Source organism: Paenibacillus sp. R-74696 (genome assembly GCF_055814915.1).
The window spans coordinates 176314-198191 of sequence record NZ_JBPULM010000018.1; the positions used below are offsets into that span (position 1 = coordinate 176314).

Below are 21878 nucleotides of genomic sequence, written 5' to 3' on the forward strand. Positions count from 1 at the left end.
GGTACCATCATCTTGAATGCGTTTACATTCATGACTGCGCATGGCTTTGATTCTCGGGCTTGGATATTACTGCGGGTCGGGAGAGGGGGGCGGCCATTCCATATTGAAAGGGTTTACAATCTGATAGTAAAAGGAGAGTAGCTTCTAAAGAGAGTCATAGAACAGAGTGAATTAGGGTCCACTCGAACTAGCAAGGCCAAGAGCATTCACAAATTTATTCAAGGAGGATTATTGAAATGAAGAAAACCTTATCTCGCATTTTTAGTCTGGCTTTGGTCACTGCGTTAATGGTGCCGACAATGTCTTATGCTGCGTCCCAGACACAAAACCAGAGCAGCCCTGCTGTCACGGCTACCAGCGGACCTATAATCCCGGCTCCGCAAGGATATACCAATTATCGCGCAAATATTCCGCACGGAAACGTGCAGCAGATTTCCTATTATTCCTCAACAGTAGGCAAGTCGAGAAATGCGATGGTGTATACGCCTCCGGGCTATTCAACTTCAAAAAAATATAATGTCCTCTACTTGCTGCACGGTATTGGCGGGGATCAGAATGAATGGCTCAATAATATGAATCCGAGGAATATTCTCGACAACCTGTACTCCGAGAACAAACTGGAGCCAATGATTGTAGTATTCCCGAACGGTCGCGCAATGTGGGATGATCGCCCAGTTGGCGATATTTATGCTCCGGACAAGGTAGCCGCCTTCGAAAGATTTGAGTTTGATCTGATCAATGATCTCATTCCTTACATCGACTCCCATTATCCGGTGTATACAAATCGGCAGAATCGCGCGTTAGCCGGCTTATCGATGGGAGGCGGACAAACACTGAACTTTGGACTAACCCATCTGAACAAATTCGCTTGGATTGGTGCGTTCTCATCCGCTCCTAATACGAAGTCAGCATCGCAGCTCATTTCCAATCCGCTTCAGGTTGCCAGTCAACTGAAGCTGCTGTGGCTGTCATGCGGCGCATCGGACGGTCTGCTGTGGGTCAGCCAAAACTTCCATAATAGCTTGAACACTATGAATATCCCGCACATGTGGTATCTAGATGTGGGCGGACATGAAGGGAAAGTTTGGAGCAGCGGGCTGTATCAATTTTCGCAACGCATCTTTAAGTAAATAAAACGATAGCGATTGCGCACCTCTTACGTAGCATAAGCCCATAGGACTGTCCTGTGAGCCCATAAAGTGAAAGCTGGACGAAAAACGTGATGTTTTCCGTCCAGCTTTTTTACGTATCAATTCTGGTTCAAGCCATTTTTGACCCACTCTTTTTTTAGCAAAGCGTATTGAAAAGTATTTTCGTATTTCGGTGTTCCATCAGCGTAATTCGTAAATGAAATGAATTCCATAAAACAGCCTTCTTTACGCATACCTAGTTTTTCACATAGCTTTTGTGATCTGAAATTATCATCCTCGACATACGCATATAACCTTCTTGCTTCTTCTTGTATAAAAAGATACTTTAATAAGGCCTCCGCGCTTTCAGTTGCATATCCCATTCCTTCGAATTTAGCGTTAAAATTCCAACCGATACTATACGTGTCAGGCTCTTGCTTCAGGCAAAACAGTTCTCCAATAATATGGTCACTTTCTTTGAGACAGACCGCAATATGAGAGTCTTCACTGCCTTTTTTTTGAACCTCTAAAGCCGCTTCTTCCAGAGTTGAAATACTATCCTGAAGAAAGCAATTTACTCTGGGATTAGCCGAGTATTCTAGTAGTCCTGGAGCGTCTGCCGCAGAAAAGTTTCTTAATATCAGTCGATTAGTTTCAATAGCTTGCACTGTAATTCCCCCTGAGATTATGCAGTTTCCAAAAAAACTTGCTACTATTTATGATACAGTTCTACGCGCTATCTGTAACGGTAATTTTTTTGCGATTTTTCTTATAATATATTTGATGGACAAGGATATAACACCACAGAGTTTCGGAGGCAAAAAAATCGCGTCCTCCAAGTGGAGAACGCGATTTGAAGCAAATTGATTTCGTGTTTCAGCATCGTCATGAACGCTTTCGGGCGACCACCGCTAACCGGCCGTTTTCGGTCGAGTACTCGCATGTGGACAGCACAATGAGCTTGTCGCCATACCGGGCTGTTACTCCAGTGTCATAAAGAGCGAGTTCTTTGATATTTTGAACATACGAATCGAACTCGGCGGGCGTACTTGCATTCTCAATCTGGTAGTATTTAAAGACGTCTTCCGATTTGCGATAAACTTTTGAAAGCATAACGGCAACAATCTCATACTCTTCCTTTTCGTAAAGCGTGCTGAACTGGAATGTAGCATGCTCTTTATAAAAGCTTTCGTTCTTGTATTTCATTAAATCTTTAAACATCCAGCCACTTTTCATGTGATGTCCATGAATTAGCAGAATGTCCGAACCGTCGGTCCGACTATGCGCGTCCAAAAAAGGGAGGCCGCCTTTGTTTTCCTTTTTATCGAAATCATGATTGAGATAGTACTCCGCATCCTGTAGATTCTGCATGACTGGGTACTCAATTCGGGTGCCGTCAATCTTCAGCCAGCCCACAATGTCCGGGTTCCTCTCGTAAAGCTCTCGAAATTCGGGAAGCATGACCGACTCATTCGCCTTATTGAACAAAAGGGAGGGGAATGCATCCCCTCCGACTTTGTCAGACCCTTCTTCCCAAACATTTGTCAGCTCTTTAATTTTCTGCTGCTCAGCATAATCCCGCAGGAGAGTTCTCGAAATACTCACGAGAGAAAATACCAACACAAGGAAGGAAATGGCGATAAGAAATTTCTTAGCTTTGCTCATTTTCTTACCGCCTTTCCGGTCACTGGATGTACTTTTTCTTCTTGTTACCGAGTAGACAGAACCCAATCGTCAACAAGGACATCAGCGCCAAAGCCATATAGAAAATTGGCGGTACGCTGTTGTCTCCGGTTTCCGGAGCATCGTCCAGCTCGTTGTTACCGTTGTCGGTTCCACTGTTGCCGTTGCCGGTTCCGCCGTTACCGTTATCGGTTCCACCGTTACCGTTGTCGGTTCCGCCGTTACCGTTGTCGGTTCCGCCGTTGCCGTTGTCGGTTCCGCCGTTGCCGTTGTCGGTTCCGCCGTTGCCGTTGTCGGTTCCGCCGTTGCCATTGTCGGTTCCACCGTTGCCGTTGTCGGTTCCGCCGTTGCCGTTGTCGGTTCCGCCGTTGCCGTTGTCGGTTCCGCCGTTGCCGTTGTCGGTTCCGCCGTTGCCATTGTCGGTTCCGCCGTTACCGTTGTCGGTTCCGCCGTTACCGTTGTCGGTTCCACCGTTACCGTTGCCAGGGTTGCCACCGTTACCGTTGCCAGGGTTGCCACCGGAACTGATCGGCTTCATTGGCACATCATATTTTACAATGTCAAAATCGACAGAAATCGTATTACTCTTGTGCGTCTCGTATCCGTCCTTCGTTACGATCAGATAGTAATCCGCTTCAGGAAACACCATGTACGCATAGAAGCCATTTTCGTCGCTATCCTGCTCCGGACTCTCATTATCGTGCGGTGGAAAATTTGGAACCGCAGGAAGCGTTACTTTTGTATCCGGAATGCGGCCTTTATCTCTATTGCGCTGCGTATCCGCATAATACAATGTAACTTTGGCTCCGTCAATTTTCTTGCCAGTAATGGCATCTCCTGTCGTTTCATCATATACGGTACCGTAAGGATCGACCAATTCCTCGGAAATATTCAGCTCTCCGTTAGCCTTTACGTCCAGCTGTGTCACCTTGAAGAGCAGTTCCTCGCCGGTCACAGCTGTATAGCGAATCTCCATTGTGTACTTCTGCTCGCTTAGCCCTTCAACGGAGAAAGTTCCGTTCGAAGCCATTGGAAACGCCTTGGGACGACCGTTCTCCGTAATATAATGGCCGTCCTGGTCCTTCAAATAGATATGCATCTGGCTGGTAAACGAATTGTTGAATAGCTCTGTTGCTCCATCCAGCTGCTTGAACAGAACGATCCCTACCGCCGTAATATCCGCCGGAACGGTCTCGCCTGTCACGCTGCTGTCCACATTTGCTTTTTGCGTGAATTCTACAGGGACATCCTTCCCGCCTACCTGATACCTCTTTGTATATGTGATCGTATAGTCGGTATCCGCTGTGACTGGGACCGAATACTCACCCTTCTCATTTGTCTCCACCTGAAGCTCCTTGCCTGTCTTCAGATCGGTCACCGTAATGGGTGCATTCGGAATGACTTCTCCTGTGTTGTTGTCACGCAGCACGCCTTCCAGATACGGGCGTGTATTGACAAAGTGTGCTTCGCCCACGTTTTTCTCCGGAATGGTGCCTGTGCGAACGAGACTTTCGGGATCCGTCACATAGCCTTCATTCGTATAATCATCTTGAGTCACTTTATACTGGAGATACGTCGGAAGTCCTTGCACAACGAGCGTCTGGCCATGTGTAAGCTCGAAGGTCTCTCCGCTCCTGATCGTGCCCTTGCTGCCGTCCGACTTCTCATAGGAGTAGGATTCGCTTGCTCCCTCGCCTGTGAAGGTAACCGTGTACTTGAACGGCAGCTGTTTGTCTTCGTCTTTGCCTTTAACCGTGTTGCTGATTAGCAGGCCGCCCTTCAAGACTCGCAAGTTCGTAAATGGGGCCTCTTCATCTTTGCCCTCCATGACTCCGGTATAATACCGTTCCTCAGGAATGGTCACGTATTCGTCGGCTGTGTATTCCTTCTGGGTAATGGTATATTTCAGACCCTTAGGCAGATCCAAAATATCCAGTGTCTCTCCATCCTTGAGCTTGAAGGTATCGCGGGACTTGATCGTACCTGTTCCGCCGCCCGACTTCAAGTAAGAGTAGCTTCCATCCTTGCCTGCATCCTCAAAGAGGACCGTGTACTCGAACTCCTTCGTCTTGTCGCCGCCGTTACCCATGACCGTATTGCTGACGGTCAGCTTGTTAACGTTTCGCTCATTGAGGAAGTCCGCCTTGTGGTCGCCTTTATTCACGATTGTTTCAGACAGCTCTCTCGTCTCCGGCGTGGTGATATAACCATCAACGGTCGTATAATCGGCCTCGGTTACGGTATAGACCAGATCCGCAGGCAATGCCGGGAGTGTCACAGATTCTCCGTGCTTAAGGGTAATCTTGTCTCCGCTCTTAATCGTGCCAAACGTATTATCCGACTTCTGATAGACGTACTCTCCATCTTTGCCTTCACCAGTGAAGGTCACGGTGTACTCAAAATCCTTGGAAGAGTCGCTGCCGTTTCCTTCCACCTTATTGCTGATGGTCAGCTTTCCTTGCGCCGGCGTAGGTACGACCAGCGGAATATCAGAGGTTACTTTCACGCCGTCTACCCAGATGGGCTTTCCAGGCGTATTCCCTACGTATACCTGATAAATTCTTGTAGTTGGCAACCATGTCGTTGTGTCAATATAAGTTTCCTTCAGCTCATAATACCCTGGATCTGGGAATAGCAGATTAAGTTTCCCTCCGCTATCGGTTGTTCCTTTAGCGACTTGAGTTCCGTCGCCTTTCTTATAGAGCGTGAACTCTACATCTTTTAGCGGATTGTTGCCCGGATCTACCTTTTTCAGAGGCAGCAGGGCATTGGAGTTTGAACTGCCGGCTACGTCTGAATTGTCCAGCGTGCTTTCGCTTTTGGCACTGACAGATTTCAGCTTATCATCGCCCATCAGCTTTACCTCGTTGCCCATTTTGTCGCCAGCTCTCGCTTTAGAAGGGTCAACCTCGGTTTGGTACACAAACTGGTAAAACTTATTAGGGTCGTCCATTTTAAATAGTAGAACCGTAGTGCCGTCCTCACCGGGCCCAGCTTCCACCCGAACTTCAGAATTCGGGTCGCTGAGATTCAGTGCAGCACCGTCTCGTTCCAGAGCGCCGCCAGCAGTCAGTTTAGCAGGATAGACCGCCATACTAGGCACTGTCAGCACAAGCTTCCCGTCTCCTTCATAGCGTAGATTCATACCTGCACCTAGGGTATCCTGTAAATAAACGCCCTGCTCCATGTTGAATGGCGGGGTATAGTTTACCGTCCACTCCAGCACCCCTGGAACTGGTTTAGTTACCGACTTGCCCAGAGTCTGAATAGGTACAATAACTTTGCGCTGTTCAGTGAGAATCTTCTCTTCTCCGCCCCATGTCATATGTAGGTCGGCTTTGTTATACAGCACCTGCTTGTCTGTGCCGTTGGTGGTATACTCCTCTAAATATTTCTCCAGAGCTGCATTGGAAGGTCTTGCCTTTACCAGAATGACATAAGGGCTTTCCAACTTGGAGAAGGTAAAGGTGCCTTCATTACCGCTATGGGAGAAACTCGCCACATGAGCAGGGTCGTTTGGCTCAATAATGGACACGGCGTTGTTTCGAACCCCATAGCCAGTGCCGCTGACATTATCCGAGTAGCCCTTATAAAGCTCATAGTCCTTTCCATCTCCATAAGGAACGAATTCCCAACCTTCCGGTAAGGTGTCCACCAGCTTCACATTGGTAATGACCCGACTTCCGCCGTCTTTCGCCATTTCGACTGTGTTGTAGCCCGGCATATTGACGCCTAGGCGGAAAGTGACCGTCTTAGTTATCCGGTCATAACCAGCAAAGGTATATGCGTCGCTGCTTGATGAGCTGTCATAACCGATATAGCGTTGAACGTTGTTCGGAGTATACCATGTGTCAGCCGTCCCATCCCCCTTAATAGGGTAGGAGGCCGTAAGCATATCCTTGTTCAGCATACGCAGGTGAAGGCTGACGCTGTTTTGCGCTTGTTTTACGCTTTCGCCGTCAATGAGCAAAGCCCGATTCCAGATTACTTTCCCTGCATTATTATCCTGTCTGAAGAGGATGTCTGTGTTGGTCTCAAGTGCACGGAAGCTGAAGGATGCAGCTTCTTCGGTGTATCCGGTCACCTTGATCAAATCCGCCACCACTTTACCGTCCACGGTTAAAGGAATGTTTTTTATGGTCAGGCTGGTTGCATTAGTCTTTAGAGTTCCCGCCTGATATTGCTTCCAAAGCTGCGCAGTATTGACGTTGCCCTTGATTTTCGCAATCGTTCCCGCACTAACCTCGCCCGTTTCATCCACAGCGTTGTCCAAGACGTTCAAATCTCCGCCATGCACCAACACATCGTATACCGCTGCATTTGGCAAGGCATACTGTGGCGTTAAATTAACGGTCCATGTAACGCTGCCCAGGTTATAGTCCTCCATCGTAATAGCGCCTGTTTTTGTAAAAGTGTGCGCCCCGATGGTGACAATCGCCTCGTCAGTCACTGCGTTAGGTCTTGTACCAGTCATGACATCGTTGTTCTGTATGCCATTTGGTGTATCCAAATTCCAGTTGGCACGAGGATCGATTCTAAAGCTGGAACCGCTTTTTACCTTGCTCTTAATTACTAATTCCACTTTACCGTTAATATCCCCAAAGGAATAAACCCCGTTGGAATCTGGTGCAATTTGTGTTGCTTCAGATACAGTACCATCTACCGTTGTCTGCCATGCAGCCGATTCAAATTCCAGCCCAGCAGGTAATACATTGGTTATAGAAAAGTCCTTTAACCCTTTTTTGTTATATTGGTTAACCGTTACTTTCCATGTAATCGTTTCATTTGGATGGTCATAGGAGGCGGATGCTTGAATCCAGTCGGGTGCTACCCACGTTTCCCGCACTGCAGTGGCTTTTACACTAGCACCCGCATCCCTCAGTTCAACCTTTGGATCAAAACGCTGACCGTTAGATCGACCGGGATCGAGTCCCACGCCCCGATACTCTTTATAAAACAAATCCTTATTGAACCATGCTTGATACTCAACTTTTGGATCTACCCCAGTATCTGCCGGGAAAATGTAGCTCAGCCCGCCATCTGCATCGATGGTTGGCTCTACCGTAGTGCCGTTTACCTTGAAGGATCCCGGTACATAGACCATACGGTAATCAGAAGGCTTTGTATAGAACGTCATCCCATCTAGTGGCAGCTTAATTGTTGCATCAAGCACATCAAAAGAGGATGAAGTAGATTGGATGGTCAGATAACCATTCTGATAGGCAGGCACGGTCACATACCACCAAGTCCAGCTCCCATTCTTTGGCCAGTTGTTTCCTGCCAAGTTGATGCTGTACGCCGGCGTAACATCCGGGTTCTTTAGCTCATACGCTCCCCCGAAAATCGAGATAGGCTTGGTATCGCCGTAATTCATGCCCGTTACATCCGAATTGGCAGTGGTTTCAAAGCCGAAGGTAACTGCTCTACCAATACCATTGAAAAACCAATCGTCGCCATTAAATACAATCTTGATGCTATTCGGGGTGAAATAAGCGGTGCCAAGCTGTTTCGCTCCGAATTCAGTTGTGGCCATCAAGGATTTGGTAGCTGTTGGCAGCACCACTTCCTTGAAGTAGGGATCCCTTTTTAGCTCAATCGAGTCTCCCTTCTGAATGTACTTGGTCGTGTCATTTTCATCCGGGGTATTTGCATAATCCCCCTTCACCGGCACCTTGAGGCCCTCTGATTTGAGGGTAAATGCCTGTCGGCCCTGAATTGTACCGCCTGAAGCAATTTCAGTTCCCTGCGTCACCTTCAGCGGAAAGGCTGAATTTTCATCCATGAACAACACCGTTTTGTCCGTCACGGCTGCCGTCATCATTATGGAATTGTTCGGCACATCGTATACCGCCTCAGTTACTGATTGCGGTTCTTCCGTGCTCGAGGTGCTTTCCGCATATGCAGGGACAGAAAATGCCACCGTCTGCAGGACAAGCATAATGGCCAGGCAGAAAGAGAGTATTGCTTTACCTATGCTGCGTTTACGTTTCAAGACACATTTCTCCTCCATTCCCGAAACTACTGATATACTTTCACCCAAATTTCGACACTTTCTTTCTTAGTTTAAAAACTTAGCCTCTACAAAATCTCTACAATGTAAGGAATTTTTTTCCTCTTTCAATTTTCAATAAAAAAACAACCACTGACAGACTTCAAAACATCAAATATAGTTCGCAATAATGGCTTCCTAACCTCGCATTTTTTCCTTTAAATGAATGGATTGGGGTGTGGGGTATTACTGAAGCGATCTCCGTTTTTGGAAAGGGGGCTTGTTCTAAAAGTAATGCGTTTGAATTCCTTTTCGCAAAATAAAAAGGCGCCCATTCAGGCACCTTCTAATACTAAATCCATTAAAGCTTAAACTTATCCACGACCGCTTGCAGGTCTACTGCCATACGGGTCAGGTGAGACGAGGAGGAAGATATAGCTTCCATTGAAGCCAACTGCTGCTGCGTTGCTGCCGATACCGTCTGTGCGCCCGCAGCAGTCGATTGAGAAACATGGGAGATGTCCCTAATTGCCTTCACCACTTGCGATGCCCCTGTAGAAATTTGCCCAGCTGTCACCTTTACCTCGCGAACCTGACTATCCACCTCGTCAACAGAACGCTCAATATCGGCGAATAGCCTACCCGCCAGCTGAACAACATTCATGCCTACGCTCACTTCGTTCGTCGTTACTCTCATTGAATTCTCCACTTTGCTGATCTCTTCACGAATCGCGACGATTAGAGCAGCCACTTTCTCCGTCGACTGCGTGGATTGCTCGGCTAGCTTCCTCACTTCTCCCGCAACTACAGCAAATCCGCGACCTTGTTCCCCTGCCCTCGCAGCCTCGATTGCTGCATTTAATGCCAGCAGGTTCGTTTGCTGGGATATAGACGAAATAGCTTCAATAATTTGGCCAATCTCGGTCGAAGTATGCACCAAATGGCTAATGACGTCAGACAATCCGTCGACTGAGCTGTTTATCGAGCTCATTTGTTTCACAGCGCTTTGAACAGCTTGTCCGCCTTCCGTTGATTTTACTGAAACCTGCTCAGTCATTGTTGCAGTCGTATGCGTGCGTTCGACAATTTGCTGTATTTTACCCGAAACGTCATCAATTGTTCGTGCACTTTCGTCAACCAAGCTTACCTGCTCATTGGCACCATCCGCCATCTGTTCAATTGCACCTGCGATATGCTCCGTGGCCGTTGCGGTTTGTCCCGCGCTTGCTGACAACTGTTCTGACGAAGCTGCCAACTGAGTGGCCGAATGACCTACTTCGGATAAAACCGTTCTTAGCGAATCGACCATTAGATTAAAGGTAGCGCCAAGCTCACCAAACTCGTCCTTCGACTTAACGTCCACCCGCTGGCTCAAGTCTCCCCCACTAATAATTCGGGATATATCGGTTAGAGCTCTCAAAGGCTTAATAATTGAACGAACGATGAAGAACATTAGGCATGATCCGATTAGCGTGCACAACACAATTACGAGCAGCGTATTGTTTAGAATAGGAGCCGCTGTACGTGTAACTTCACTTGGAGAGCGATCGCCTGCAATCTTCCAACCTGTTAATGAATTTGTAATGTAAATCAAACTCCGAGTATCCCCATCTGGAGATACCTGCTCCATTTGACCTGACTCGTCGCTGAACATCGCTGGTGGTTGATTAGCCGCATTAGCTGTTGTTTCCTCAGATATATTAGCTGTTGTATTAGCTGTAGCAGCGGCACTATCCATTCCCTCCGATGCTTCTCCAACTCCCCAAGGAGGAGAAACAATACCGAAGCCTTCGGAGCTAAGAATAATAATAAAACCATTTTCTCCGATCTTTACATCATTAACGGTTTGCTTTAATTCTTCCAAATTAAGCACGACAGCGACTACTGACTGTCCGTTACTCGCGGCCTTCGTTATAGCCACAACCGTATTTCCCGTTTCCGTCGAGGTATACGGTTCCGTAATTACGACCTGATCCTTACTCTGAATAGCCTGCGTGTACAATGTACTTTCCTTCGGGTTGTAATCCGAGGCAAGCTTCAGACTGCTAGGGGCATAGAGATAGTCCCCGCTGCTTGCAATAATTGTGACGGCTTCAACCTCGGGGTGGTTCTGCGCATACACATTCAGCTGTTCGCCAGCCGATTCATTCGACAGCTGCTGCGACAATGTATTTACATCAGCAATCTTTGCTTCTATGTATTGATCGACCATTTTGCTAACAAGAGATATATCGGTTGTAGCCATGCTCTGGAGCTGGTCATCCACTCTATCCTTTGCCGTTATGTAAGAAAAACCCCCAATTGCTAAGCTAGGCAGCAACAGAATAAGCATGAACGAGATAACTAATTTGTTTCGGACTGAGACGAGCTTAATCTTAAACTTAGAATGAAATAGTTTGATAACGGGTTTCATCTTGTTGCCTCCTTCATCTAAAAATGGGTTACCACGATTATATTCTATTTCAAATTTTTACATATGAACCTGAACTTAAACTCCGCTGAAGAAATGCTGAATGTAACTTAATGCGCTACGTGTTGCAATAAAGCTATTGCTGTCGCTTCGATCTGTCATACAACGCTCCGAACGCTCCGCTCTATCTCTAACGGCATTTCTTAAATTTATTTCACTAAATTATCCAAGCCTATTGCGGTTTATGATATCTTTAGTTACAAAAAAGAAAATACAGCTTACTAAATGAGGAGATAACAGATGAAACCGTGGAATGGACTAGTTGCAGTTGTGCTCGTGCTCGCTCTACTTATTTGTACAGACACCATTTCAGCGCAACAAGTAAGGCTTACTACGGAGCAGAAGGACGTTCTAGCACAGACCTTGGCTGATGCTAACGAAAATAATTTAATTGGAGTTTCGGACACCGGATGGGTTTATTACAAGGATAAAGATTGGACAACGCGCAAACGTTATTTGGATGGATCGCAGGATCAATTGGCTTCTTCAGAGAAGCTGCTATATTTTGCTGCTCCGACTGAATATTTTACTCGTGACAATCGTAATATGAATGTCTTATCGATTCGTGACGATCAACCATTTTTGAATAAGCTGTATGAAAAACCAGAGTATTATTTTTTCTTTAAATCGGGTAATTCTATTATTTATTGGGAAGGTACGGAGAGAAAAAAGGTTAAATGGGCTGATGAATGGATTTTTAAGTATACGAAAGGAAATGTCAAAATCGCGGGTCTTGACGGCAGCGGAGCAAAAACGCTTTTCAAAGATAATGGAAATCTCGATTATTTCTCGATGGTCATTCATAATGGATATTTGTATTATGCACTTCTTAACGAGGATCGCAACGGGGGTGATTTGTTCCGTATCGGTCTTAACGGGCAAGGACGAGTTAAAATTACGGATGACTACCTAACTGGTGTTGAGTCCAATGACGGAAACGTTCCTGGAGGTCTGCGTTTCGATGCGATGAATGGAGAGCGTTATAGCCCTGGTCTTGTCATTAATAATACGGTTTTCTATCAATCGACTGACTACTCGTACTACCGAATTAATGTTGATGGCACCAAGAAGATTAAGCTTTCCGACAATATGTTTGGAAATATAATCGATGGTGACTCGATGTATTACATAACACCGATAGTTAATAAAACAGGCGAAATAAGCTTTAATGGTCCGATCTATAAAATAAAGCTCGGTGGCGGGAAGCCAATCCAGCTAACCGGAAAAATGACTATTTTTTTAACCGCTAAAGATGGTTGGATTTATTACATATATAAAACGATTAACGAAAAAACTGTACTGGAGCGAAAGAAGACAGATGGCTCTGGACTTAAACAGCAAGTCATGTCGGGCCAGTTAAAAAAATACTCTATAAATAAACTTGTCGATAACTGGTTCGTATACTCTGACGAGAACGGTCTGTCTCGGGTGAATCTTAATAGTGGTCAAAAAGTTGCAGTTGAGATTTATCCGGATAAAGAGTGGTGGCAGTAATACTCTTAAAGGGCTATCGGAGGGGAGTTATTGTATCTCGTCATTGGTAGCCCTTACGATGGAAAGATTCCGCCTAAAACTTGACGTTATTTAAGATACGATTCTTGCTGTCTGTAACGGCAAGTTTTAGGACCCACCTTTATGCATTTCATTGCTCCTTACACGTTAGAAGCCAACTTTGAGCTTGTTTCTCTAATTGAGCAACTGTCTCTTCGAGCTTTTTTATGGGACGGTAGCCTAATTCGTTTCTTATTTTATTGTAGCTATATGCCATTCTTATTGGGCTACCATCAGGTATAATGAGCTTTTTATTTAGAGCATGCACAATACGTACACTAAACTCACTTTCTGTATAGTTTCCGTCCACCGCATTATAGGTCTGATTGACTGCCGCAGCATGCGTTGCTGCTAATACGCAAATCTCAGTTAAGTTATCCGCATGCACCCAAGGTGTTAAATCCTCAGGATGAATCCAATCTATATTATCTGCCGCAGCAAGCTTGGCAATCAGCCTGTCGCCCCAGTGGGAGTTATTTTCGGCACATATAATGCCTGGACGCAAAATGACGCAGTCTAACCCTCTAACCATTGCATCTCGTACAATTCGTTCCGATTCACATTTCGTTGAAGTGTACACCTCAGAATGACCGTATGCTAATTCACTGGCTTCATCCAACTCCACCTCTCCTTCAAGATGACCATAAACGGATACAGTGGAAATATGTACGAGGCGTTTAACTCCTGCTGATATAGCCTCATCAACCAGACTTTGGACCCCTTGAATATTAGATTTCTCAGCAGTGGCCCTATCGTCACCAAGATACGCTGCAGCGTGAATGATAACATCTACATCTGCAAGTGCTTCCTTTATGACGCTTCTATCCGTTAGGTCTCCGATTATAGGGACAATGCCAAGATTATCACAAAGGAGAACTTGCTCTTTGCTTCGTATAAGCCCTTTCACTTTTGCGCCCTCACTGAGGCATTTTGTGACAATCTTGTCTCCTATGGTTCCCGAAATACCGGTAACAAAAACAACTTTATTGCGAAGTCTCATTTCAATTCTCCTTTATCGCATTAGACTTTGTTTGTATAAAATGACTCGAATTCAGCCACAGTGTCAAACTGATTCAAAGGTACACCTTCTGTTTTAAGATGGTTTTCTAACTTTTCAGTAAGCTGTAGAACGGCTAATCGCAACGGCTCGAAATCTGTTGGATCCAAAAGCGCAACAAGATCTGGATACCCATATTGGATGTAAAACTCGCGATGCTCACCTAAGTCAATATTGCTAGGCCAACATCCTTTTTCCGCCGCATACAAATTTCGCGCTAAACCGTCCTGCACACCAATAGCAACGAAAAAGGCTGTTTCGTAATCGCCCTTCTCGCACGCGGTTAAAAGTTTATTCAACATACCTTTTTCCTCTTCATAGTACCCATTCATTTGTCCATTATAAGAGCGAAGCTTTTTTTGACTGTTTTGTCGCTCCGATATAAGGCAAATTGTATCCGTAATTAGTTTTTCACAAGCTAATATAACTTCATCCGGAGTACGGCTGAACATAATAATATCAAGATATTGATCCAGTTGGTCCGGCTTAATGGGGAGGCTTCTGACTTGCTCGCGATAGTGGCCCCACATGCGCCTATAGTAAATTTGGTTTAAGAAGCCAAGAGACTTAAAAATTTTAACCATAATCATCTGAGCCTGAGTTCGACAATACGACAACTCCTTGGAGCTGCCAGCAAGCTGCATTTTAGCCATGTAGAAAAAGCAATCCTTTACTACTAATTCGGCTTTGATCGTCAATTCAATTGCTTTGGATTCACTCCCCATGTTGGATATGGTCTCACGAAGCTCCATGAACCTCGCAAGATCGCCTTCTGATCGAACATATAGCAGCTCACAGTCTGCTATAATCGTCGTATTCCACTCCTCGAATGCTGCCATTCTCTCTGCACGATCCCACCCAATTGGCCAGAAATCAAAGCTAATGCCGTCGATTATAAACTGGCACCCTGCTTGTCTCCCTCTGGCTGTGGCCGGAATAAAGAAGAAATCTAAATCCGATCGCTTGGTCGCTCGACCTTGCAGGTATGATCCGTAGTAGCCGACAATTGCAACATCCTCAGGGTAATAGGTCTTTATATGTTTAACAATAATGTCCGCCACAGCAAAAACATCAATCATTGAATAATCTCCTTATTGTAAAACAAGTAACATGTGCTTTGTTTTTATTCCTATAGTAACCATGCCCTAAGCTTTAATATATATAATAAATACTTAGAAACCATTTATTACTTAAGGATTTTTGAAAGATGTGCTGCTATTGGTGTATTCCCTCTTTTTGAGAAAAAAGAAAAAGCCACACAGGAATTCCTCCCGATGTGACATTGTGAGATTATTTCTTTGAATAAACGATTTTTTTAATGCTATCGCAAGAAAGACAAAATTGTTCGGATAGTTGATCAATTTTTGCACCAGCTGAAAAGTTTCTGCGTATTTCGTCATTTCTTTGGTTTAAGTATGTTCGGCCCCCGGAGTTTTCGCCCCATTTTTTACGCGACTGCTCAGGAGTAGGTATGTATATCATTCCGCCTTGGACATACTTCTGCACTTCCTTTAGCAAGCTTTCAGGAAGGATAATATCGGCATTTACATATTTCATAATAGCTCTGCCCCTTAAAATGATTTTTAAGTTTTAAGGAAGCAAAGTCTATACTACAAATCGTTTCATCATGCTATGATGTCAGGCGGTAAATGATTCGTTCGCTCTATACAACAACCGCCGTTGTTTGTAGTGTAGACTTCGCATAGAGCAGATTGCTAAAAAACCAGTCATCTTCAACCCTCCTTCCTAAAAGATAGATTAAAGCTCTATTATAACGGTAAACCGCTTTCAAAAATATGCATAAAATAGTTATAATCATTTATTACACAATTGTATAGAATAACCACAAAAATATTAACAAAGATACTACTGAATCCGGTGTGCTGCGCTCCAGTCGTATCTTTGTTCTTTGCTATTTAAAATCACCATTAAATTCGCTCTATATTTTATCACTATTCGTAATACGGTTCACCGAATCGGTTTTTAGGGAAAACTCGGATGAAACAGATGCTTCGATTCATTAACATACAACGGTTCGTGCAGGCACGCGAAGTCACTTTTGCGTGTTTGCTTAGTGTGTAGGCATAATAATTGCACTAAGAATGTTATTTAAACCTCTGTACAGCCATTTAAGAGGTACTGACATTGGATACATTAGAGTTTCTCAGACAGGATGCTGAAACCCGATGATGGCATGAGGATAAGCAGAAGTACCTGCATGTCAGAACTTCTTTAAATGAAGGGGCATTGGCAGAAGGCCCAGCTCACGGGGAGAAACGAAAAGCCGTCCAGATGGCTCTGGAGCTTCTCTAGCTTGGAGCGGGCACATCTATAATTCAATGCTTTCGAGATGTCTGAGGCTGAATTGCTTGCTCTAAGAGAGAAAAACTGAATTTTCCGGATAAAGAGTCGGTCAAATAAAGGGCTGACTCTTCTTACTTGTTTAAGAACGTGAGGTAAGAGCTATAATAAAAATCAGTATGTATGCTGTCGGCGACAAGATGGAAAAATTCATTCTTGAAGCGATCAAAGAATATGAGAAACGATTGATCCACTACTGTAGCATTAAGCTCATTCATTTGAGGAAGGAAAGCGAACTGCAAAAGAAGTTGAATCCAACTTCATTTTTGGTGACCGTCGCAACTTCCGGGACGAGCACCTTGTAAGAAGAACTGGCGGTTAGACTAGATCGTAAAGCACCGTCTGGCGTCTCTGACAACTCCATTGTTGTAGGTGCATATCCACCTGAATACAATGAGACTTTGATACTGAGCCAGATGGAGATGGATTATGGCTTGCAGACTGCTATCCTGTTTGAGCAGATTTATTGGGCTTATAGAATCATTAATAATCATCCATATCATAAATAGAAGTCATCTCCTACGTTTTCTGCAGGAGGCATCTTCTACTACATGTTTATTTCTAGTAATAATTCCACAACAAGATCTTCAAACGCCTCATTTATCTGACTGATTAAAGAGTGCCCTTCAATAGGTATACTTCTATAATCATGCACCAACAAGTTTCTTACACTATAAAGTGCATCCGATGCATTTTTCTTTGAATCTCGTCCAACGATATTCAATAACTGGTTACTATATTCCATTACAACTTCCTTTGATCTAAACGAGCGAGTATAACTATTAAACAGTTTATTAATTCTCTTCTGCTCTTTCGCTAAATCACCAAGCTCCTCCTTCAATTTAAACAATTTATTTGATTGTGCAGTTATTTCTTCAACCAAATCAATAATTTCTTTGTTGAAGATTTTTTCAATTAATAGCTCAACTGCCTGATACAATAAATAAAATCTAACCAAATGATGCTTTTCATTAATTAAAAGTTCTTGAAAAAGATGTATCAAGAAACCTTCATTTTTAACGTGTTCAGAAACGCTTTGGATATACAATTTCTGCCCTTCGCAATTAATAACCGGTTTTCTGTAGTTCCCTATCGTTGCATACAATCCTTGATTATACAAAGAAGGATAGTAATGTTTTATATCAAAATCGGTAATCGCATCTATATTTGCATTACATACGATAAATATAAAACTATCCTGAGGATAAAAATCAAATAAGGATAAGACTTTATTATCTTTATTTGGAGGGATTTTTTTTGTGTCACAATTACTTTGATCAGCAAGTAGCTTTTGAAATGCAACAAAAGCATAACGTAGAAAATGAATGTTCTCACTATAATCGTGTTCCTGTGAGATAAGTGCCTGTATTGGAAAAACCCAACCAATTCTCTTTTCTAATTCAGATTCATATACTTGATATATATTATTCTCAATATAGTCGTTATTATAAAAGATACAAATATTATAGTCTTCCACAGCATATGATTGATCTGGTCTTAAAATATAATCAACTAAAAGATTGTATTCGATCTCTTTTGTGTGTGAGATGAATTTAAGTTTAAAACTATTTTGTTCAGAATTAAAGTTAACATCGGATAAAAATAAATTCTCATCTTGATCAGTTTTAATTTGAAGTGCCATCTCTTACTCCGATTGACTACGATATTTTTGATATCCATTTTCTATAGCTCTCTCAAAACTCAAATATGAATCTCCATCAGAATTAAACAGCTCTCTAAAGAAGTATTGAAAGTACATTCTTTGTGAATTTCCTATTTTCTTAGAGTTACCTCTGATGTTATCCAATCTGGAAAGAAGCATCATTAACCAGCGAATAGGATCATCGTCAGATTCCAGTTTTCCGATAATATAGTTTACTTGGTCAAATGATTGAATAATACCGAAGTCCTTGAGTTTTCCTATTGCCGCACCATACCCTGTAAGTGCCTGAGATTTATTGAAGATCTTATAAGCTTGTTTACCAAACGGTTGCCCGCTTAGTACTATATCATCTTCATCCACATCCAATTCCCAGTGTTTAGAAAGGATGTCTATTTTTATTACAAAGCGGTTATACGATTCCAAAAAATCCCTAAACACATCTCTTTGCTGATTTTCCTCTGATAGCTTTTCTAACCCCTTAATGTTGTTGAGTAATTCAAACCTATCAATAGGCAATTCATTTCTTTCTAAATATGAGTTGAACCCGTCAACAACATCTTTAAATTTGTATTTACCAATTTCATTAACTATTTCATCTTCAACTTCTCTAACTAAACGTATACCATTTAAATCATGATCAATATAATTCTTATATAAAATCTCAATCTGGTGCCTTATTGACATAGGAGTTTGTCCTGTATTTAGAGTCAACATTCTATATAAGATTCCAAATTTATTAATGCCTAAATATAATTCAATTCGTAACTTATTTGAATAGAAATGCTCTAATTGTTGATGAGTTCCATCCCTAGCCAGTTCATTTTCAGCCTCAAGAATGGTATTAGTTCTTTGCAAACCATCTAGAATAACCAAGCTTTCAATGTGTAAATTAATGTATCTAACAATTTCTTCATTAGATAATTCATTAAAGTTAATTTTGTCCCCATCTCCATTAGTGCCAAGAGCCAGTACAATAGGGGGAATTACACATCCACTTTTAAGATCATTTCTTAAAAGTGAATATACAGTGTTGGATGACTTTACTCTGCGTCTTTGTAAATCATTGTTTCCGATAATTTTTCTGGCTATCTTCAAATACCTTTCATATGTCATTTCAATGAATATATTTTCTGCATCTATTCTTATATCAGTTATTCTTGAAGTGATCTCCATTCTTTTGCCCCCTAAATTAGAAGAATTTTGACGCACCTTAGCCATTTAAATAAACGAGTTCAAGTCCTTAAGCCAGCTTTGCTGAGCAGGGTGGTTTGTATCATGTAACCACTTCGGCAGTACCAGTTGGAGATGGTTCGCCTGCATTTCATCCGTCTGATTCTCACTGATGCCGGGCTCCAGAGTGAAATGGTGCTTGTTGTTAATGCGGTTTGCTTCGGCAAGTACCTGACGTCATCTGTCCTTGCACGTAGAATTGACTCCCAGCATTGTCAATCTTAATTCCGGGAAAATCAGATCATGGTAATTTCTGGTATGAGGGAACAAAAAATCCGGCTTCGATTTGTTCTCGGTTATAAATTATATAATTTGTGATCTTGATACTGTCCAGCCATGAATTGATTTTATGAGTTGAATTACTAATAAAATATTAACCAATGCTATTTCTGATGTTTTTATCCAAGGATCACTTGTTAACTTATCTCTATCATGTGCTGAACTATTTCTAATTGTAGAAACTGTCTTAGCTATCTCTCTATGCCTTGGATGAATTATTAGTCTTGCTTTACTACCTAGGTAATCTGCTATTTGTCCCATACCATCACAACTGGTTAAATCCTCTCCAGCATGGATACCTACTAACCGTAAGTAATTTTCTAAGGCTTGCCCCGCATATTCGCATGATTTTTCAGGATCGATTCTGTAATTTAAAAGCGCTTTTGTTAGTTTTTCTTTCTCAGGGTTCTCTAAGGAGTAGAATATCTCAGGAGTCAATTTTTTGGATAGGAATAACTGTACTGCCATTTCAGAGGTTAGTTCAATACCATTTATTTCAGTTTCATGCGGAGGATGCTTGAGCGTTTCGCTAATATAGTATTCTGTTCCCTCAAAACTCAAGACACTGAGATCTGTGGCTAAATGTAAAACATTCTTAGCGCTAACTGCATGCTCTTCATCAATTTTAAGAAAAGCCAGCGTTTTTCTAATTGCGATCTTATGTCCTTTAGAATTATCTAAAAACCCACACAAAACCTGAAAGAAACTCCAATGCTGTAAGTACTTCCTTACAACAAGTATCTTATCTTGGCTGGATAAATGCTTATTAAATTCATCTACTACGAAATAAAATTTCTCGGCTTCCCCCTCATTTACTAAGCTTAAAGAAATTAGTATCTTTAAAGCATTGTTTACAGTAGGCTTGCTAAGGCCTGTAAATGCTAAAATATCTTGATGGGAGCAGGGCTTGTTCCACGTAATTGCTTCAAGTACCTCTAGAAGTGAGTTTAAGCTGACACGACCAAAATTCAATAATTATGCCTCCTCTACTTGCAGTTCCAATAATTCAATTTGCTTACGAAGAATTTGTATATCCTTTACTTTCAATCCTGTTGGAACCACTAATTGAGCAAACTTACCATCAGTGAGTGTAAAGTTAAATGTCTGCTTTCTGTCATTATCAAAAGGAGAGTTATGTGAATCTGTGCCGTTTGTTACAGGTATCATGTCAACAACTTCTAATCTTTGATGTCTATTAGGCGTCGGGATATAAATTGTTTGTTCAATTTCTTCATGCAAGCCCAGCTCTTCGTTGTTGCTGTTAATAAAGATTTTATTCTCATCGATTAACTTTGCATAATTTGCAGATTCAATAAATCTCCTTGCTGCATCTTGACTTGCGTTTGCAGTTATTCCAAAGTCACGACATAAAATGTTCTCTAATTGATCCGGAAAACGTCCATCTCCTAGATATCTTTCTACAAGCTCTGAATATAGTTCAGGTGTCCTAAATGCTTCAAGGATTGAACTATCTAGTTCCACTTTGTCTTTAGGATGGGTTATTTTCTCGCTCAACTTACTTAAAGAATAACCATCCTTCTTCTCCAATAGTCCAAATTGCACCATTGTAGAGATACGTGTTCCAGATTTCCCATTATAACTTTGATAACCTAGAGCAACTGATATTTGTTCCTTATCAATCTTTCCTCTCCCTAATTGAGTCCTAATTTGTTTTGTATCTTCAATTGCCTTTTCTAAATTAACACTCGGATAAGAACGACTTCTTTCTCTCTTAACCATCGTATCACCTCATTACTTACATTTTTATCCTATTATATCACAATAACTAGCACTAGCAATCGCGTTGCCGTTATTTATGATACGGCTCCCCCCGCACAATCTTAAACACCCGATATACTTGCTCTATCAGCACAAGGCGGAGCAACTGATGCGGATACGTTATCCGCCCAAAAGAAACCTTCATGTTAGCGCGGCGCATGACTTCATCAGCGAGCCCCAAGCTACCGCCAATGACAAAAGCGATCTGGCTTTTTCCATACGTACCGAGCTCTTCGACATGCTTCGCCAGTTGCTCCGACGTCCACATCTCGCCTTCAATAGCCATTGCGAAAACGTATGTATCCTGTTTAATATGGCTCAGTATCCGCTCGCCTTCCTTCGCCTTCACCTGCTGCTCTTCACTCGCGCTAAGCTGCTCCGGCGCTTTCTCATCGGCTACCTCAACCAGCGTTAGCTTCGCATATGGAGCCAAGCGCTTAGCATATTCCGCAATCCCTTGCGTTAAATATTTCGCTTTCAGCTTGCCCACTGAAATAATCTGTATTTGCACTGACAACTTCTCCTTTATTCGCAGCCTGTTTATCGGTCTGTCCTATTAGTAACAATCATACCATCCGTCCGCCGCAAAAACACTTTTATAAGCCCAGAAAAAAAGGCCAACCAGACCGCTCTCTGGCTGACCTTATGGATCAAAAACCTAAACATTATTCCCGCATGTCCAATAG

16 protein-coding genes and 1 pseudogene are annotated in these 21878 nt (G+C 42.9%); 4 read left to right on the forward strand and 13 right to left on the reverse strand.

All coding sequences use genetic code 11. The features are described from left to right. The first annotated feature begins 236 nt into the window (after positions 1-236). Positions 237-1130 carry an alpha/beta hydrolase gene (locus ACSR9A_RS05125; RefSeq protein ID WP_473756028.1) on the forward strand — a complete coding sequence of 298 codons (894 nt, stop codon included), beginning with the start codon at positions 237-239 and terminating at the stop codon, positions 1128-1130. Positions 1131-1249: 119 nt separating this feature from the next. Here ACSR9A_RS05125 and ACSR9A_RS05130 read toward each other — a convergent pair whose 3' ends face one another. The 4 genes from ACSR9A_RS05130 to ACSR9A_RS05145 form a co-directional block, all read right to left on the reverse strand. After that, a complete protein-coding gene (locus ACSR9A_RS05130; protein WP_473756029.1) occupies positions 1250-1798 on the reverse strand; it encodes a GNAT family N-acetyltransferase in 549 nt (182 codons plus the stop codon). Positions 1799-2015: 217 nt separating this feature from the next. After that, a complete protein-coding gene (locus ACSR9A_RS05135) occupies positions 2016-2795 on the reverse strand; it encodes a class B sortase (protein ID WP_473756030.1) in 780 nt (259 codons plus the stop codon). Positions 2796-2814: 19 nt separating this feature from the next. Continuing rightward, positions 2815-8805 carry a DUF7601 domain-containing protein gene (locus ACSR9A_RS05140; RefSeq protein WP_473756031.1) on the reverse strand — a complete coding sequence of 1997 codons (5991 nt, stop codon included), beginning with the start codon at positions 8803-8805 and terminating at the stop codon, positions 2815-2817. A 358-nt stretch (positions 8806-9163) separates the two neighbouring features. After that, positions 9164-11215 (reverse strand): methyl-accepting chemotaxis protein, encoded by a 2052-nt coding sequence (locus ACSR9A_RS05145; protein ID WP_488199543.1) that lies wholly within the window; start codon positions 11213-11215, stop codon positions 9164-9166. Positions 11216-11512: 297 nt separating this feature from the next. Here ACSR9A_RS05145 and ACSR9A_RS05150 point away from each other — a divergent pair, with 297 nt between their 5' ends. Next, the gene (locus ACSR9A_RS05150) at positions 11513-12766 is read left to right on the forward strand and encodes a DUF5050 domain-containing protein (RefSeq protein WP_473756033.1); all 1254 of its coding nucleotides are present in this window, start codon (positions 11513-11515) and stop codon (positions 12764-12766) included. Positions 12767-12914: 148 nt separating this feature from the next. Here the strand turns inward: ACSR9A_RS05150 and ACSR9A_RS05155 are convergent, their stop codons facing one another. The 3 genes from ACSR9A_RS05155 to ACSR9A_RS05165 all read right to left on the reverse strand — a co-directional run bounded on the left by ACSR9A_RS05155 (position 12915) and on the right by ACSR9A_RS05165 (position 15437). Next, complete coding sequence (locus ACSR9A_RS05155; protein ID WP_473756034.1) at positions 12915-13823, reverse strand: NAD-dependent epimerase/dehydratase family protein; 909 nt, start codon at positions 13821-13823, stop codon at positions 12915-12917. A gap of 20 nt (positions 13824-13843) precedes the next feature. Next, positions 13844-14959 (reverse strand): kanamycin nucleotidyltransferase C-terminal domain-containing protein, encoded by a 1116-nt coding sequence (locus ACSR9A_RS05160; protein ID WP_473756035.1) that lies wholly within the window; start codon positions 14957-14959, stop codon positions 13844-13846. Positions 14960-15170: 211 nt separating this feature from the next. After that, positions 15171-15437, reverse strand: coding sequence for a CD3324 family protein (locus ACSR9A_RS05165; RefSeq protein WP_473756036.1), 267 nt, complete (start codon positions 15435-15437; stop codon positions 15171-15173). A gap of 923 nt (positions 15438-16360) precedes the next feature. Here ACSR9A_RS05165 and ACSR9A_RS05170 point away from each other — a divergent pair. After that, a complete protein-coding gene (locus tag ACSR9A_RS05170) occupies positions 16361-16546 on the forward strand; it encodes a 23S rRNA (pseudouridine(1915)-N(3))-methyltransferase RlmH (RefSeq protein WP_473756037.1) in 186 nt (61 codons plus the stop codon). Positions 16547-16603: 57 nt separating this feature from the next. Beyond that, a complete protein-coding gene (locus tag ACSR9A_RS05175; protein WP_473756112.1) occupies positions 16604-16750 on the forward strand; it encodes a 23S rRNA (pseudouridine(1915)-N(3))-methyltransferase RlmH in 147 nt (48 codons plus the stop codon). A gap of 38 nt (positions 16751-16788) precedes the next feature. Here the strand turns inward: ACSR9A_RS05175 and ACSR9A_RS05180 are convergent, their stop codons facing one another. From ACSR9A_RS05180 to rlmH, 6 genes and pseudogenes are all read right to left on the reverse strand, one after another. Continuing rightward, positions 16789-17883 carry a hypothetical protein gene (locus ACSR9A_RS05180; RefSeq protein ID WP_473756038.1) on the reverse strand — a complete coding sequence of 365 codons (1095 nt, stop codon included), beginning with the start codon at positions 17881-17883 and terminating at the stop codon, positions 16789-16791. 3 nt (positions 17884-17886) lie between these two features. Then, a complete protein-coding gene (locus tag ACSR9A_RS05185) occupies positions 17887-19077 on the reverse strand; it encodes a hypothetical protein (protein ID WP_473756039.1) in 1191 nt (396 codons plus the stop codon). A gap of 45 nt (positions 19078-19122) precedes the next feature. Continuing rightward, a pseudogene (locus ACSR9A_RS05190) lies at positions 19123-19434 on the reverse strand (type II restriction endonuclease). 3 nt (positions 19435-19437) lie between these two features. Beyond that, a complete protein-coding gene (locus ACSR9A_RS05195; protein ID WP_473756040.1) occupies positions 19438-20385 on the reverse strand; it encodes a hypothetical protein in 948 nt (315 codons plus the stop codon). Between the two features lie 3 nt (positions 20386-20388). Further along, positions 20389-21153 (reverse strand): hypothetical protein, encoded by a 765-nt coding sequence (locus tag ACSR9A_RS05200; protein WP_473756041.1) that lies wholly within the window; start codon positions 21151-21153, stop codon positions 20389-20391. A 70-nt stretch (positions 21154-21223) separates the two neighbouring features. Next, positions 21224-21703, reverse strand: coding sequence for a 23S rRNA (pseudouridine(1915)-N(3))-methyltransferase RlmH (gene rlmH, locus ACSR9A_RS05205; protein WP_473756042.1), 480 nt, complete (start codon positions 21701-21703; stop codon positions 21224-21226). Between the last annotated feature and the right edge of the window lie 175 nt (positions 21704-21878).